Source organism: Curvibacter sp. GW821-FHT09D12 (genome assembly GCF_059416245.1).
In genome coordinates this window covers 278,899-292,554 of record NZ_JBWKOU010000003.1, presented here as the reverse complement: position 1 = coordinate 292,554, position 13,656 = coordinate 278,899, and the positions used below count along the sequence as shown (strand labels likewise).

The 13,656-nt window shown below is 63.5% G+C and carries 15 protein-coding genes; 7 read left to right on the top strand and 8 right to left on the bottom strand.

Features of this window, described 5'->3' with window-relative positions:
- The first annotated feature begins 60 nt into the window (after nt 1-60).
- The 4 genes from AC07PT_RS06175 to AC07PT_RS06160 all read left to right on the top strand — a co-directional run bounded on the left by AC07PT_RS06175 (nt 61) and on the right by AC07PT_RS06160 (nt 2,429).
- Entirely contained in the window at nt 61-681 is a 621-nt protein-coding gene (locus AC07PT_RS06175; protein ID WP_494656140.1) for a flavin reductase family protein, read from the top strand.
- Between the two features lie 2 nt (nt 682-683).
- Entirely contained in the window at nt 684-1,136 is a 453-nt protein-coding gene (gene arfB, locus AC07PT_RS06170; protein WP_492345552.1) for an alternative ribosome rescue aminoacyl-tRNA hydrolase ArfB, read from the top strand.
- Nucleotides 1,137-1,241: 105 nt separating this feature from the next.
- Complete coding sequence (locus AC07PT_RS06165) at nt 1,242-1,589, top strand: hypothetical protein (protein ID WP_492345551.1); 348 nt, start codon at nt 1,242-1,244, stop codon at nt 1,587-1,589.
- Between the two features lie 123 nt (nt 1,590-1,712).
- On the top strand, nt 1,713-2,429 hold the full coding sequence (locus AC07PT_RS06160) for a Crp/Fnr family transcriptional regulator (RefSeq protein ID WP_494656139.1): 717 nt from the start codon (nt 1,713-1,715) through the stop codon (nt 2,427-2,429).
- Nucleotides 2,430-2,448: 19 nt separating this feature from the next.
- On the opposite strand, the gene AC07PT_RS06155 is transcribed toward AC07PT_RS06160, so the two are convergent.
- Both AC07PT_RS06155 and AC07PT_RS06150 read right to left on the bottom strand, forming a co-directional pair.
- On the bottom strand, nt 2,449-2,886 hold the full coding sequence (locus AC07PT_RS06155) for a universal stress protein (protein WP_492345549.1): 438 nt from the start codon (nt 2,884-2,886) through the stop codon (nt 2,449-2,451).
- Nucleotides 2,887-3,042: 156 nt separating this feature from the next.
- The gene (locus AC07PT_RS06150; protein ID WP_494656138.1) at nt 3,043-5,052 is read right to left on the bottom strand and encodes a peptidase U32 family protein; all 2,010 of its coding nucleotides are present in this window, start codon (nt 5,050-5,052) and stop codon (nt 3,043-3,045) included.
- A 113-nt stretch (nt 5,053-5,165) separates the two neighbouring features.
- Here AC07PT_RS06150 and AC07PT_RS06145 point away from each other — a divergent pair, with 113 nt between their 5' ends.
- Nucleotides 5,166-5,915 (top strand): acetyltransferase domain-containing protein, encoded by a 750-nt coding sequence (locus AC07PT_RS06145; protein ID WP_494656137.1) that lies wholly within the window; start codon nt 5,166-5,168, stop codon nt 5,913-5,915.
- A 65-nt stretch (nt 5,916-5,980) separates the two neighbouring features.
- Here AC07PT_RS06145 and AC07PT_RS06140 read toward each other — a convergent pair whose 3' ends face one another.
- From AC07PT_RS06140 to AC07PT_RS06115, 6 genes are all read right to left on the bottom strand, one after another.
- Nucleotides 5,981-6,766: a peptidylprolyl isomerase gene (locus AC07PT_RS06140; RefSeq protein ID WP_492345546.1), complete on the bottom strand. Its 786-nt coding sequence runs from the start codon at nt 6,764-6,766 to the stop codon at nt 5,981-5,983.
- A gap of 87 nt (nt 6,767-6,853) precedes the next feature.
- Nucleotides 6,854-7,123 carry a BolA family protein gene (locus tag AC07PT_RS06135; RefSeq protein WP_492345545.1) on the bottom strand — a complete coding sequence of 90 codons (270 nt, stop codon included), beginning with the start codon at nt 7,121-7,123 and terminating at the stop codon, nt 6,854-6,856.
- Nucleotides 7,120-7,668 (bottom strand): septation protein A, encoded by a 549-nt coding sequence (locus AC07PT_RS06130; protein ID WP_494656136.1) that lies wholly within the window; start codon nt 7,666-7,668, stop codon nt 7,120-7,122. The genes AC07PT_RS06135 and AC07PT_RS06130 overlap by 4 nt, the downstream gene beginning before the upstream one ends.
- A complete protein-coding gene (msrB, locus tag AC07PT_RS06125) occupies nt 7,665-8,075 on the bottom strand; it encodes a peptide-methionine (R)-S-oxide reductase MsrB (RefSeq protein WP_492345543.1) in 411 nt (136 codons plus the stop codon). The genes AC07PT_RS06130 and msrB overlap by 4 nt, the downstream gene beginning before the upstream one ends.
- A complete protein-coding gene (locus tag AC07PT_RS06120; RefSeq protein ID WP_494656135.1) occupies nt 8,072-9,553 on the bottom strand; it encodes a protein adenylyltransferase SelO in 1,482 nt (493 codons plus the stop codon). Before AC07PT_RS06120 ends, msrB begins: the two co-directional genes overlap by 4 nt.
- A 50-nt stretch (nt 9,554-9,603) precedes the next feature.
- On the bottom strand, nt 9,604-10,323 hold the full coding sequence (locus tag AC07PT_RS06115) for a Crp/Fnr family transcriptional regulator (protein WP_494656134.1): 720 nt from the start codon (nt 10,321-10,323) through the stop codon (nt 9,604-9,606).
- Between the two features lie 283 nt (nt 10,324-10,606).
- Between AC07PT_RS06115 and AC07PT_RS06110 the strand changes: the two genes are divergently transcribed.
- Nucleotides 10,607-12,250 carry a 3-(methylthio)propionyl-CoA ligase gene (locus AC07PT_RS06110; protein ID WP_494656133.1) on the top strand — a complete coding sequence of 548 codons (1,644 nt, stop codon included), beginning with the start codon at nt 10,607-10,609 and terminating at the stop codon, nt 12,248-12,250.
- A 138-nt stretch (nt 12,251-12,388) separates the two neighbouring features.
- Nucleotides 12,389-13,621: a branched-chain amino acid ABC transporter substrate-binding protein gene (locus AC07PT_RS06105; protein ID WP_494656132.1), complete on the top strand. Its 1,233-nt coding sequence runs from the start codon at nt 12,389-12,391 to the stop codon at nt 13,619-13,621.
- Nucleotides 13,622-13,656: the final 35 nt, after the last annotated feature.

Genomic DNA, 13,656 nt, shown 5'->3' with positions numbered 1-13,656 from the left:
GAAATATGCGCTGAAATTTCGCTGAAGTATCGGCCTGTGCCGTCATCGAGTGAGGACTCCTTGGACAACGAAGCTTATTTTTACGAACCGGCCCAGGGCCACGGCCTGCCGCATGACCCGTTCAACGCGATCGTGGGGCCGCGCCCCATCGGCTGGATCTCGACTTGCTCGGCTGACGGCGCCTTGAACCTGGCACCGTACAGCTTTTTCAATGCCTTCAATTACGTGCCGCCCATCGTGGGGTTCGCCAGCATTGGGTACAAGGACACGGTACGCAACATCGAGCAGACCGGGGAGTTTGTCTGGAACCTGGTGAACCGGCCACTGGTCGAGCCCATGAACCAGAGCTGCGCCGCCGTGCCGCCTGAGGTGAGCGAGTTCGAACTGACAGGGCTGACGCCCAAGGCCTCGCGTCTGGTGAAGCCGCCACGGGTGGGCGAAAGCCCGGTCAACTTCGAATGCCGCCTGACCCAGTTGCTCCAACTCCAGACCGCGGCCCACGAGACCGTGCCAACCTGGCTGGTGCTGGGTGAGGTGGTGGCGGTGCACATCGAGCGCAGCCTGTTGCGCGACGGCATCTTTGACACGGCCGCTGCCGGCCCCGTGCTGCGTGGGGGTGGTCCGGCCGATTACTTCAGCGTCGGGCCTGAGCAGCTGTTCAAGCTGTACCGACCGCGGTGAGCGTGGACCCGGACGACGAAACCCGCAACCCAGCCCCCGCCGGCGCGGGCCCGGTGGTGCGCGAAGACGAGGTGGAGTTCAGCGCCATCCGTGCCCAGGGTGCGGGCGGCCAGAACGTGAACAAGGTGTCCAGCGCGGTGCACCTGCGCTACAGCATTCCCGATGCTTCCCTGCCCGACGATCTGAAAGAACGGCTGTTGGGGCTGCGTGACCACCGCATCACCGCCGAGGGTGTGGTGGTGATCAAGGCCCAGACCCAGCGCAGCCAGGAGCAAAACCGGCTGGAGGCCTTGCAGCGTTTGCAGGCGCTGATCGATTCAGTGGCCATCCCTCCCAAGACACGGCGAGCGACCAAGCCCACCCGTGGTTCACGCCTTCGGCGACTGCAGGACAAGAGTCAGCGCGGGCAGGTCAAGCAACAACGCAGCCGGCCGCGCGATCTGGGCAACGCTTGAGTTTGTTGTGCGCTGGCCGCAACACGGGAGATGAAAACGGCAATTTGCAATCGACCTGGGTAGCGGTTGCCGGTTTGGATTTATCATCCGCGCAAGGGAGAAAATATGAAACAAATTGTTCAACCCTTGCGATCCAGCCAAGCCCAACGCCAGTGGCAGATTGCACGCATCCTGATCGTGTTGGGCCTGGCCGCAGCCTGGGGTCATCTGGCGGGTCACTCCATGGGGCTCAGCAGCCAGGGCACCTCGGCACTCACCCCGATCAGCATCCTGGCCCTGGTGGCTGGTTTTGCGCTGGCGGCCTTGACCCGCCAGGAACAGAAGGTCTGCCTTGCCCAGCAGGGCTGGTTTATGGCACAGCAAGCCGCGATGGAGCGCCCGGCCAAGGCGGTCAATGTGACGCGACGTTTGCAGCTCATCCAGGGCAAGCTGCCTGTGGACACCGCTCGTTGACACGCTGACAAAGGCCCGGCCGTCCTGGGCGGCGTGACGGCAAGATGGGCATCTTGTTGGTTCGTGCGGCGCAACTGGGACACAATCCAGGGCTTGACGACGCATTTTTCGCGCGCATTGCCCATGATCCCCATCAAGACCGAATCCGCCTGGCGCGGAACCTCCGACTGCAGCGCCTGTGCCGTGCGTGACATGGCTTTGTTCGCCGAGCTGGATGAGCGCGACTTTGCTCAGATCCACGCCCCGATAGACGACCTCGAATACAAGGCTGGTGAATCCATGTATTCGGAGGGACAGGCTGCACAGGGGGTTTTCACCCTGCGCAAGGGGCTGCTGAAGTTGGTTCGCCTGACCTCTGACGGGCGTCAGCGCATCGTGCGCGTGGTGCGGCCCGGCGATGTGGCGGGCCTGGAGGCCTTGGTAACACGCCGTTACGACAGCGAAGCCGTTGCGCTCTCCGATGTGCTTGTGTGCCGGATACCGCTGACGGTCTTGCAAGGTCTGGCAGCCCAGAGCCCGCGCCTGCATGGTGCACTGATGGCCAAATGGCAAGGGGCCCTGAAGGCCGCGGATGACTGGCTGGCCGAGCTCAATTTCGGGTCGGCACGGCAACGGGTCAGCCATTTGGTGCGCAAGATGCAGACCCGTGAGCAACCCGACGAGGTGCTGCTGTTCCGGCGTGAGGACATGGGCGCCATGCTGGATCTGAAGCTGGAAACGGTCAGCCGCGAGGTCAGCGCCCTGGTCCGCGACGGGATTCTTGAGCCCATGGACCGGCTGGGGCGGCGCTACCGCCTGCTTGACAACGCCGGCCTGCTGGCTCTTCAGCAGGGCGACTGAACAGCGCCCTGGGCTTGGGTCAGTCCTGTGCAGGGGGCTTGACGATCAGCACCGGCACCGGAGAGGCCTGCAGCAGATCATGGGACACCGATCCCTCCAGCGCCGTGCGCAGCAGGCTCTTGCCGTGGCCGCCCATCACCACCATCGCGCAGCGTTTGAGCTCGATCAGATCGAGCAGGGCCGGGACCGGATCCCCGGTCACCACCTCGGTGTGGTGGGGCACCCCTGCGGCATGCAGCAAGGCCTGTGCCTTTTCCAGGGCATGGCTGCCCGCTGCGGTGCTGATCTGCTCGATCACCTCGGGGTTGGGCGCCTTCACCAGTTCATACAAGGTCGCCGGGGATTGCACATTGGCCAGCAGCAGATGCGCCTGCAGGCCGTCATGGGCCAGGCGGATGGCAAAGCGGACGGCGTCCAGAGACAAATCGGTTCCGTCGATGGGCACGAGGATGTGCATGAGGATTCCTTTCAACAACCGGTTGCCACGGTGTGGCAACCCTGTGAAATCAATATACCTCTGGCAGCCATCTCCTGGATGTCCAAGACCCTGTGGGCAGGATGTGGCGGCGGCTCCTCTTGACGCAGGTCAGGACTTGCCCGGCCCTGCGTGGGCTCAGTGCAGGGGCTTGGCGTCAGGGCGTGTGCGGTAGAAGGTCAGGGGCTCGGCTTTGGCCTGGTTCAGCACCGATCGCTTGATTTTGCCCACCACGTGCATCTCGCAGGGCTTGCAGTCAAAGCGCAGCGTGAGCTTCTCCTTGCCATTGATCAACGTGAGGGGCTCGGCCCGGACCGTGCCCTGAACGCCGGTCACACCCTTGGCCTGCTTGGGGCACAGGCTCATCGAGAATCGCACACAGTGCTTGGTGATCATCAGCGACACCTCGCCTTCTTCCTCGTGGCTTTCATAGGCCGCGGCGATCACCTTCACGCCGTGGCGTGCATAAAAGGCGCGGGCCTTGTCGTTGAAGACGTTGGCCAGGTAGGTGAGGGTGTCTTCGGGGTAATTCACTGGCGGCTGCACGGCCTGCCCGCGCTCTGGGCGCTGATAGGCGGCCGCGCGGGCGGTCTCCAGGGCCGCGATGGCGTCCCGGCGCAGCGGGTTGAGCACCGAGGCGGGCACAAACCAGGGCTGGCTCAAGGCCACGCTCACATCAATGGGTTCGAACACCGTGGCGCCGAACTTGCTCAGGTGCTCGCGCAGGCTGGCCTCGTTGCGCTGGGCATCGCGGGCGGGCTCATGCGGGTGCTGCAGCCGTGCATGGCCCTGGTGACCCTCTTCATCAGTCAGCTGCAGTTCAAACCCATCCGGCGTGTCCTGCAGCGCAGCCCACACCCCGATGCGGCGCTCGCTTGACTTCTTCTCCAGCAGGCGCACCCAGTCCATGTCGCGGTTGCGGTTGATCTCGGTGCCCCGGCGCAGGTCCTTGAACCCCTCCATCGGGTCTTTGGGGAAAACACGCCAATGCCCCACCTTGCCGGCCGCCGCCGGCTCGGCCCGGTTGATGGCCACACCCACCAGTTCCTTTTGCAGGTCGTAATAGCAGAGACCATCACCGTTGTGCAGCACCGTGGCGGGGCTGCTGGTTTCGAGTTCGATCCAGTTGGGGCCCACCTGGGTCACCCAGCCGATGGCCTGGCCGGGGTTCTTGGGCGTGTCAAAGGCACCGATGTCCTCCTTGCGGCCGTTCACAAAGTAGTCGGTGAACTCGCGGTTGAAGTTCTGGTCGGGGTCCGGGGTGAAGGTGAAGCGGGTGCGGCCGCTGGAGGCCCGCGCCAGCGGCGGGCGGGCGGGATCGTAGGAGCCTTCACGCGATTCGATCACCTCGTCGATCAGGCGTCGGTAGTGGGCCGTGATGTTTTTCACATAGGCCATGTCCTTGTAACGGCCTTCGATCTTGAAACTGCGCACGCCGGCATCGATCAGGGCTTCCAGGTTGTCGGACTGGTTGTTGTCTTTCATCGAAAGCACGTGCTTGTCGTGCGCCACGAAGCGGCCCTGGCTGTCGGTCACCTGGTAGGGCAGGCGGCAGGCCTGCGAGCAGTCGCCCCGGTTGGCACTGCGGCCGGTGTGGGCGTGGCTGATGTAGCACTGGCCGCTGTAGGCCACGCACAGGGCACCGTGCACGAAAAACTCCAACTGGCAGCGCGTGGGGTCCAGGCCTTGATGGATGTCGCGGATCTGCTCCAATGTCAGCTCACGTGCCAACACGATCTGCGAAAAGCCCACGTCTTGCATGAAGCGGGCCTTCTCCACGCTGCGGATGTCGGTCTGGGTGCTGGCGTGCAGCTGGATCGGGGGCAGATCGATCTCCAGCAGGCCCATGTCCTGCACGATCAGCACATCGGCGCCGGCGTTGTAGACATCCCAGGCCATCTGGCGCGCGGGCTCCAGCTCGTCGTCGCGCAAGATGGTGTTGAGGGTGATGAAGATGCGACTGCCAAAACGGTGGGCATGGCGGCACAGTCGTTCGATGTCGCGGATGTCGTTGCCGGCCGAGGCCCGGGCACCGAAACCGGGGCCACCGATGTAGACGGCGTCGGCGCCATGGTTGATGGCTTCGATGCCGATCTCGGCATCGCGTGCCGGGGCTAGAAGCTCGATTTGGTGGTTGAGCAAAGACATGGGTGGGCTCACCGGCAGTGACCGGTCGGCTGGACAGGAGGAGGGCGGATTTTAGCGGCCCCGCCCACGATGCGGCGATCAGCCGGATGCATCGGCCCCTCTACACTCAGGGCATGACCCGGAATTCAGCCCGTTTTGACCCCATCGACGCCCTGCGGGCGCTGGCCATGTTGTGGATGACGGCCTACCACTTCTGCTTCGATCTCAACCACCTCGGGTGGCTGCACCAGAACTTTTTCCAGGACCCGTTCTGGACGGTTCAGCGCACTCTGATTGTCAGCCTGTTCCTGCTGTGCGCCGGACTGGGGCAATCGGTGGCCCTGGCCCAGGGCCAGGGCTGGCCGCGCTTCTGGCGGCGCTGGGCCCAGGTGGCGGCCTGTGCACTGGCCGTCAGCGCGGGCTCGTACCTGATGTTTCCCAACAGCTTCATCTATTTCGGCGTGCTGCACGGCCTGGCGGTGATGCTGATCCTGGCCCGCCTGAGCGCCGCCTGGGGGCGCTGGCTGTGGCTTGCCGGCGCCGCGGCACTGGGGGCCGCGTGGGCGGCACCGATGCTGCACCAGGTCTGGCCGGCCTTGTCGGTGTTGGATGGCCGGGCCTTGAACTGGCTGGGCCTGATCGGCCACAAGCCGGTGACCGAGGACTATGTGCCCGTGCTGCCCTGGCTGGGCGTGATGTGGTGGGGGCTGGCCGCTGGCCAATGGCTGATGCGCTCGCAGCCGGCCTGGCTGACCCGGCCATTGCCGCTCTGGGGCCGGTGGCTGGGCCCCCTGGGCCGCATCAGCCTGAGCTGGTACATGCTGCACCAGCCTGTGCTGTTGGGCGCACTGATGGCCTGGCGCTGGGCCTTCGCCCAAGGCTGATGGGGTTTCAGACAACAAAAAAGCGGCCTGAGCCGCTTTTTTGATGGAACCGGCAAGGTGGGGTCTTATTCGACCTTGGCCTTGGCGCGCAGGTCTTCCTGGAACTTGGCCAGGCGTTGCTGCTGCAGTTGCTGGGCAATCTGCGGCTTGACTTCGTCGATCTTGGGCAGTTGAGCCTGGCGCACGTCGTCCAGACGGATCACGTGCCAGCCGAACTGGCTTTGCACCGGGGCGTCGGTGGTCTGGCCCTTGTTGAGCTTGATCAGGGCTTCGGTGAATTCCTTCACGTAGCTGCCGGGGTTGGCCCAGTCCAGATCGCCGCCCTTGGCGCCCGAACCTGGGTCCTTGGATTGCTTCTTGGCGATGTCTTCGAACTTCGCACCCTTCTTCAGGCGGGCGATGATGTCCTTGGCTTCGCTTTCCTTCTCGACCAGGATGTGGCGGGCCTTGTATTCCTTGCCACCGTTGGCGGCGGCAAACTTGTCGTACTCAGCCTTGATTTCCTCGTCGGTGACCGGATTCTTCTTCTGGAAGTCGGCGAACAGTTCGCGGATCAGGATGGTCTGACGGGCCAGTTCGAGTTGGGTCTTGAAGTCTTCGGTGGCGTCCAGACCCAGCTTCTGGGCTTCCTGCATGAAGATCTCACGTGCGATCACTTCGTCCTTGATCTGGCCTTCCAGCTCAGGGGTGACCGGGCGGCCGGAGCGGGCCACTTGCTGGGCCAGCGCTTCGGCGCGGGCCTTGGGCACTGCCTTGCCATTCACGATGGCAATGTTTTGCGCCGAGGCCGGCAGGGCCAGCGTGACGGCAATGGCAGCAGCAGCAATGCTGCCCAGAGACAGTTTCTTCATCCTTGTTCCTCAGAAAATCCGGAGATGTTGGGGCCTTGGGGCCTGATGGATAGACAAGCCTGGTGGGCGTTAAAGCAAATAAGGCGGTTAAAGCACTTCGATGGCGAGGGCATGCAGGCCCTGGTCCATGAAATCTCGCAGCGAATCATACACAAGCCGATGCTGGGCTACGCGTGAACGGCCCGTAAACAAGGGCGAGGCGATGCGCACCCTGAAATGGGTGCCCGAACCACTGCCGTTGGCGCCCGCATGGCCGGCATGGGCTGCGCTTTCGTCCAGTACTTCCAGGGTGTGGGTCTGCAAGGCCACGCGCAGCGTGTCGGCAATGGCCTGGGCGGTGACAGCCTGCTGCGTCATGAGGGATCCTTGGCGTCGTCGGTCTTCATGTAGCGCGACAGCACCAGGGCCTGCGCGATGACAAATACAAACATCAGGCCCATGCCGCCGAACAGCTTGAAATTGACCCAGGTATCGGTGTCAAAGTGGTAGGCCACCCACAGGTTCAGGCAGCCCATCACGGCAAAAAAGCCCACCCAGCTCCATTGCGTCAGTCGCCAGGCGTCTTCGGGCAACTCCATTTGGGTCCCCATCAGGCTTTTGAGCAGGTTCTTCTTGAAGACCAGTTGCCCGATCAACAGAGCTGAGCCCATCAGCCAGTAAAGGACCGTGGGCTTCCATTTGATGAAGGTGTCGTTGTGCGAGATCAGCGTGGCGCCTCCAAACAGCACGATCACCCCCAGGCTGATCCACTGCATGGGCTCGATCTTGCCGGTCTTGTAGCGCAGGTAGCCGATCTGCAGAATGGTCGCCACGATGGCGATGGCGGTGGCCGCGTAGATGCCGGCGAACTTGAACGCTGCGAAAAACAGCAGGATCGGGAAAAAGTCGAGAAGCAGCTTCATGCTTTGGGTTCGAAGTTGAGCGAGGCCGAGTTCATGCAATACCTCAGGCCGGTCGGGGCCGGGCCGTCTTCAAAGACATGGCCCAGGTGAGCCCCGCATTGTGCACAAACTGTTTCGGTGCGGACCATGCCGTGGCTGCGGTCCACGATTTCGCGGATGGCGCCGGGCAGCGCGGCCTGCCAGAAGCTGGGCCAACCGCAGCCCGCATCGAACTTGGTGTCGGCGTCGAACAGCTTCTGGCCGCAGCACATGCAGTGGTAGGTGCCAGGGGCCCAGTGGCTTTCGTATTTGCCCGTGAAGGGTCGTTCGGTGGCAGCCTGGCGAGTGATCTGGAAGGCGCCGGGCTCGGCACCCTTGGCGGCCAGCTCGGCCTGCCATTCGGCATCGGTCTTGTGGATAGAGGTCATGATGAACAGCTGATGGAGATGGAAGACGCCCAATCGGGCGGGAAGTCGGCATAGGCCTCGTGACCTGGGTGCTCGTCAAAGGGGCGCTCCAGCAGTTGCAGCAGGGTGTGCACCTCGGACATGTCACCGGCCTGGGCCTTGTCGATCGCTTGCTGGCCCAGGTGGTTGCGCAGCACAAATTTGGGGTTGCTGCGCAGCATCCGGGCGGCATCCGGCGTGCTGCCGTCGGCCTGGGCCCGGCTCAGGTAGCCTGGCAGCCAGTCGTCAAAGGCCCTTCGGTCCATGAACAGATCGCGCACGGGGCCGTAATCGGCGTTGCCGGCCGCCAAGCTCAGGCGGCGCCAGAAGATCGTGAAATCGACACGCTGCTGGGCCAGCAGGCCCAGCGTGCCGTCGATTCGTTCGCCGTCGCCCGGCCGGGGCTCGCACCAGCCCAGCTTGTCGCGCAGGCGGGCCTCGAAACTGGCAGGGAACACCGTTTTGTACGACTCAAGGGCGGCCAGGGCATCGTCTTGCTCGCCGATCAGCGGCAGCAGGGCCTGGGCCAGGCAATACAGGTTCCAGTAGGCGATGTTGGGTTGACGCTGGTGAGCGTAACGGCCCTGGCTGTCACTGTGGTTGCAGATGTGGTCCGGGTCGAAGGTGTCCAGGAACTGGAATGGGCCGTAGTCAATCGTCAGCCCCAGGATGCTCATGTTGTCGGTGTTCATCACCCCGTGGCAGAAACCCACTGACTGCCATTGGGCCATCAGGCGGGCTGTGCGCTCGCTCACCTGTTCCAGCAGGGCGGAGTAAGGTTTGCCGGGCCAGCGGGGGTGTTCGCGGCACTCAGGCATGAATTGGTCGATCACGTGGTCCGCCAGTTGACGCAGTGCAGGCAGTTCATCGCGGGCGGCAAAGTGCTCGAAATGCCCGAAGCGGACAAAGCTGGGCGCCGTGCGGGCCACCACGGCGGCGGTTTCGATGGTTTCGCGCCGCACCGGCGCCGGCGAGCCCGTCACACTGAGCGCACGGGAGCTGGGGACGCCCAGGCCGTGCATGGCCTCGCTGCACAAAAATTCACGGATGCTGGAGCGCAGCACGGCACGACCGTCGCCCATGCGGGAGTAGGGGGTTCGGCCGCTGCCTTTGAGCTGCAGTTCATCGCCCGAGGGCGTCTGGCCCAGCAAAATGGCACGCCCGTCCCCCAATTGCCCGGCCCAGACGCCGAACTGGTGGCCGCTGTAGACGCTGGCCAGCGGCCGCATGCCATGGAGCAATTGGTTGCCGGTGAGCACCTGCAGGGCTTCGTCGGATTCGAGCCAGTCCGGATTCAAGCCCAGGCTGCGGGCCGCGGCCTTGCTGCGGCCCACCCACACCGGTGCGGGCAGGGGGCTGGGGTTCAACAGGGTATAGAAGGTGGGGCCCAGGGCACAGAAGCGGCTGGACCAGTCGTGGGTGGCGTCCGAGGCGGCGGGCACAGAGGCAAGATCGGTCATCCGTGCATTGTCCTGCAGGGGCAAACGCCTGTGCGGTGCAGGGGCATGGCTCAGGACGGGAGGGGCAGGCTCGGAGTGCCTGGGACGTCATCCGCGCTGGCCAGATAGCGCCCCAGGGCGGCATCACAGCGGATCAGCACCCGGCCGTGGTCGAGCGAGATGATGCCTCGGGCCGCCAGGTCACGCAGCACCCGATTCACGGTCTGGCGAGACACGCCAACCAGCTTGCCGAGTTCCTCCTGGGTGACGTACAGCTGGCGGGTGCTGCGCCAGAACAGGCGGCTCAGGTGCAGGGCCACCCGGTAGTCAGGGCTGCGCATGCGCCCGGTTTCGATCAGGGTCATGGCCTGACCCAGCCGCATGTTCAGGTGCTGGGCCAGGTATTGGTTGAAGCCCAGGCTGGTGGCGTACAAGTGCTGGAATCGCTCTTGGGGCAAGCACAGCAGCCAGGTGTCGCGCAGCGCCACCACGTTGTAACGCCGGGGCTCGTTCTTGAGCGCCGAGCCTTCGCCAAACCATTCGCCGTCGGGCATGCCGATAAAGGCCGATCGGCGCTGGCCTTGCGACTCACTCTCCAGCAGCACCAGCCCAGACAGCACGGCGTACCAGCCGTTGACGCGTTGGCCCTGTGGCAGGAGCACCTCGCCCTTGCGTGCCAGAAAGGTCTGTATGGAGGCCTGCAGCGCCTCCTGTTCGGCCGCGGGCAGGCCGTCATACCAGGGTTGGGCAGCCAGGAACTGCCTGGCCATGAGGTCGATACCGTGAAGCATGGCGCGATTGTGAGCCCTTCGGCGACCGACGGCTTTGACCTGGGGCCATTCGGGTTTGCCCTAGCGGCCTGTCAATGGCACGACACGGTTTGTGCCAAGGGCGATGCGGCCTGACAGTGCACACAGTAACCGATGGGACATGCGTGGGCCGTGGGCTGTCCTGGCGGTGCCAGAATCGTCCTGAGGCGGCTGTGAATGGCCCTAGTGCCTGCGTTGACTCATGTCAATGGCGCGCAGTCCCCAAGGTTTAACTTGAACGACTGAATCAACTTAAGGAGCCAACATGCTCGGTCTCATGCAGAGCCAACCCCTCTTGATTTCCACCCTGCTTGAATTCGCGGATCGGCACCATGGCGATGGCGAAATTGTGTCGCGCCGGGTCGAGGGCGACATTCACCGCTACACCTACAAGGACCTTGCGACGCGCTCGCGCCAGGTGGCCAATGCGGTCGAGAAGTTGGGCCTGCAATTCAGTGACCGCGTGGCCACCCTGGCCTGGAACGGTTACCGTCACCTGGAGCTGTATTACGGTGTCAGCGGTTCGGGCCGCGTGTTGCACACGGTCAATCCCCGCCTGCACCCCGACCAGATTGCCTGGATCATCAACCATGCCGACGACCAGGTGATGTGTTTCGACACCACCTTCCTGCCCCTGGTGCAGGCGGTGCATGCGCGCTGCCCCGGCATCAAGCTGTGGGTGGCGCTGTGCGATGCCGACAAGCTGCCGGCCGACAGTGGCGTGCCGGGCCTGGTCAGCTACGAGGCCTGGATTGCGGCTCAAAGCGGCGATTACCACTGGCCTGAATTCGACGAGAACACCGCGTCGAGCATGTGCTACACCAGCGGCACCACCGGCAACCCCAAGGCGGCCCTGTACAGCCACCGCTCCAGCGTGTTGCACGCCTACGCTGCTTCGCTGCCCGATGTGATGTGCCTGTCGGCGCGTGATTCGGTGCTGCCCGTGGTGCCCATGTTCCACGTCAATGCCTGGGGTCTGCCGTATTCGGCGGCACTCACCGGCTGCAAACTCGTGTTCCCGGGGCCGGCACTCGATGGCAAATCGGTCTATGAGCTGATCGAGGCTGAGGGCGTCACCTTTGCCGCGGGCGTGCCCACGGTGTGGCAGATGCTGCTGGGCCACATGAAGCCGGGTGGCCTGAAGTTCAGCCAACTCAAGCGCACCGTGATCGGAGGCTCAGCCTGCCCGCCGGCCATGATCAACGCCTTCCAGGACGACTACGGCGTGGAAGTGCTGCATGCCTGGGGCATGACCGAAATGTCGCCCCTGGGCACCCTGTGCACGCTCAAGAACAAGCACCTGAGCCTGTCCAAGGACGAGCAGATGAAGATCCGCATGAAGCAGGGGCGGGCGATCTTCGGTGTCGACATGAAGATCGTCGGCGGTGACGGCGAAGAGCTGCCCTGGGACGGGCGCGCCTACGGCGACCTGCTGGTCAAGGGCCCCTGGATCCTGGGCGATTACTACCGCAACGAAGGAAGCCAACCGCTGATCAAGGACCAGCAGGGGCGGGGTTGGTTCCCCACCGGCGACGTGGCCACGATCGATGCCGACGGCTTCATGCAGATCACCGACCGCAGCAAGGACGTGATCAAGTCGGGTGGTGAATGGATCAGCTCGATCGACATCGAGAACATCGCCATGGGCCACCCGGCCATCGCCATGGCGGCCTGCATCGGCATGCCCCATCCCAAGTGGGACGAGCGCCCGGTGGTGGCCGTGGTCAAGAAGCCCGGTACCGAGGTGACGCGAGAGGAGTTGCTGGCCTTTTACGAGGGCAAGACGGCGAAGTGGCAGATCCCGGACGACGTCATTTTTGTCGACGCCATCCCCATCGGGGCCACCGGCAAGATGCTGAAAACTCGGCTGCGCGACCAGCTCAAAGGCTACAAACTGCCTGGGCTCTGAACGCAAGATGCCGAGAGGATTGGGCGACTGGCTGAATGGTTCAGTCGCCTGCGTGATAGATGCTAGGGGCATTCCCTGAGCGCTGCACTGCACAAAGACATTACGCTGAAAACATTCCAAACAGAACGGAGACAAAGCATGAAATTCGTGATGAAGACCGTGGTGGCCTCGACCCTGCTGGCCCTGGCTGGCGGCGCGTTTGCCCAACAGGGTGAAACAGTCAAGATCGCCTGGCTTGATCCGCTGTCGGGTCTGATGGCGGCTGTGGGCACCAACCAGCTCAAGAGCTTTCAGTTCCTGGCCGAAGAGTTCAACAAGAAAAATGCTGCCGGTGTGAAGTTCGAGATCATCGGCATTGACAACAAGCTCAGCCCCCAGGAGACCACCAGCGCCTTGCGCTCGGCCATCGACCAGGGTGCCCGCTACGTCACCCAGGGCAACGGCTCGGGCCCGGCACTGGCCATCATCGATGCACTGGAAAAGCACAATGCACGCAATCCGGGCAAAGAGGTGCTTTACCTCAACTATGCCGCGGTCGACCCCGACCTGACCAACAGCAAGTGCAGCTACTGGCAGTACCGCTTCGATGCCGACACCTCGATGAAGATGGAGGCCCTGACCACCTGGATGAAGGATCAGGCCGACATCAAGAAGGTGTACCTGATCAACCAGAACTACTCGCATGGTCAGCAGGTCTCGAAGTTTGCCAAGGCCAACCTGAGCCGCAAGCGCCCCGACATCCAGATCGTCGGCGACGACCTGCACCCGCTGGCCCAGGTGCGTGATTTCTCGCCCTATATCGCCAAGATCAAGCAGTCGGGTGCCGACACCGTGATCACCGGCAACTGGGGCTCCGACCTCGCGCTGTTGATCAAGGCCGCCAACGATTCGGGTCTGAACAACGTCAAGTTCCTGACCTACTACGCCGTCACATCGGGCACCCCGACTGCGATGGGTGCGGCCTCGGCGGGCAAGATCTACCAGGTCAGCTACGCCCACTACAACATGGGTGGCGACATCCAGAAGCTGGCCGACCAGTTCAAGGCCAAGTTCAACGACGACCTCTACACCACCGACATCTACACCGTGTTTGTGGCGCTCACCGAGGCCTTTGCCAAGTCCAAGTCGACCGACCCGGTCAAGGTGGCCGCCACCATGGAAGGCATGAAGTTCAAGAGCTTCAACGGCGAGGTCGAACTGCGCAAGACCGATCACCAGTTGCAGCAGGGCCTGTACATCACCAAGTGGGAAAAGGCGGGCGGCAAGTACCCTTACTCGCCTGAAAACACCGGCTATACCCTGGTGCCCCTGAAGTTCTATGAACCCTATGTGGCCAGCACCCCGACTTCGTGTGAAATGAAGCGACCCTGAACTGTTGTCGAACTTGCGAGGCCCGACGCCGCTCG

Coding starts and splice junctions, on each gene's coding strand:
- AC07PT_RS06150 (WP_494656138.1), bottom strand. CDS start 5,052: ATGTCTTTGCTCAACCACCAAATCGAGCTTCTAGCCCCGGCACGCGAT.
- AC07PT_RS06135 (WP_492345545.1), bottom strand. CDS start 7,123: ATGACGCAGCAGGCTGTCACCGCCCAGGCCATTGCCGACACGCTGCGC.
- AC07PT_RS06130 (WP_494656136.1), bottom strand. CDS start 7,668: ATGAAGCTGCTTCTCGACTTTTTCCCGATCCTGCTGTTTTTCGCAGCG.
- AC07PT_RS06115 (WP_494656134.1), bottom strand. CDS start 10,323: ATGCTTCACGGTATCGACCTCATGGCCAGGCAGTTCCTGGCTGCCCAA.
- msrB (WP_492345543.1), bottom strand. CDS start 8,075: ATGACCTCTATCCACAAGACCGATGCCGAATGGCAGGCCGAGCTGGCC.
- AC07PT_RS06110 (WP_494656133.1), top strand. CDS start 10,607: ATGCTCGGTCTCATGCAGAGCCAACCCCTCTTGATTTCCACCCTGCTT.
- AC07PT_RS06165 (WP_492345551.1), top strand. CDS start 1,242: ATGAAACAAATTGTTCAACCCTTGCGATCCAGCCAAGCCCAACGCCAG.
- AC07PT_RS06140 (WP_492345546.1), bottom strand. CDS start 6,766: ATGAAGAAACTGTCTCTGGGCAGCATTGCTGCTGCTGCCATTGCCGTC.
- AC07PT_RS06120 (WP_494656135.1), bottom strand. CDS start 9,553: ATGACCGATCTTGCCTCTGTGCCCGCCGCCTCGGACGCCACCCACGAC.
- AC07PT_RS06160 (WP_494656139.1), top strand. CDS start 1,713: ATGATCCCCATCAAGACCGAATCCGCCTGGCGCGGAACCTCCGACTGC.
- AC07PT_RS06155 (WP_492345549.1), bottom strand. CDS start 2,886: ATGCACATCCTCGTGCCCATCGACGGAACCGATTTGTCTCTGGACGCC.
- AC07PT_RS06105 (WP_494656132.1), top strand. CDS start 12,389: ATGAAATTCGTGATGAAGACCGTGGTGGCCTCGACCCTGCTGGCCCTG.
- AC07PT_RS06145 (WP_494656137.1), top strand. CDS start 5,166: ATGACCCGGAATTCAGCCCGTTTTGACCCCATCGACGCCCTGCGGGCG.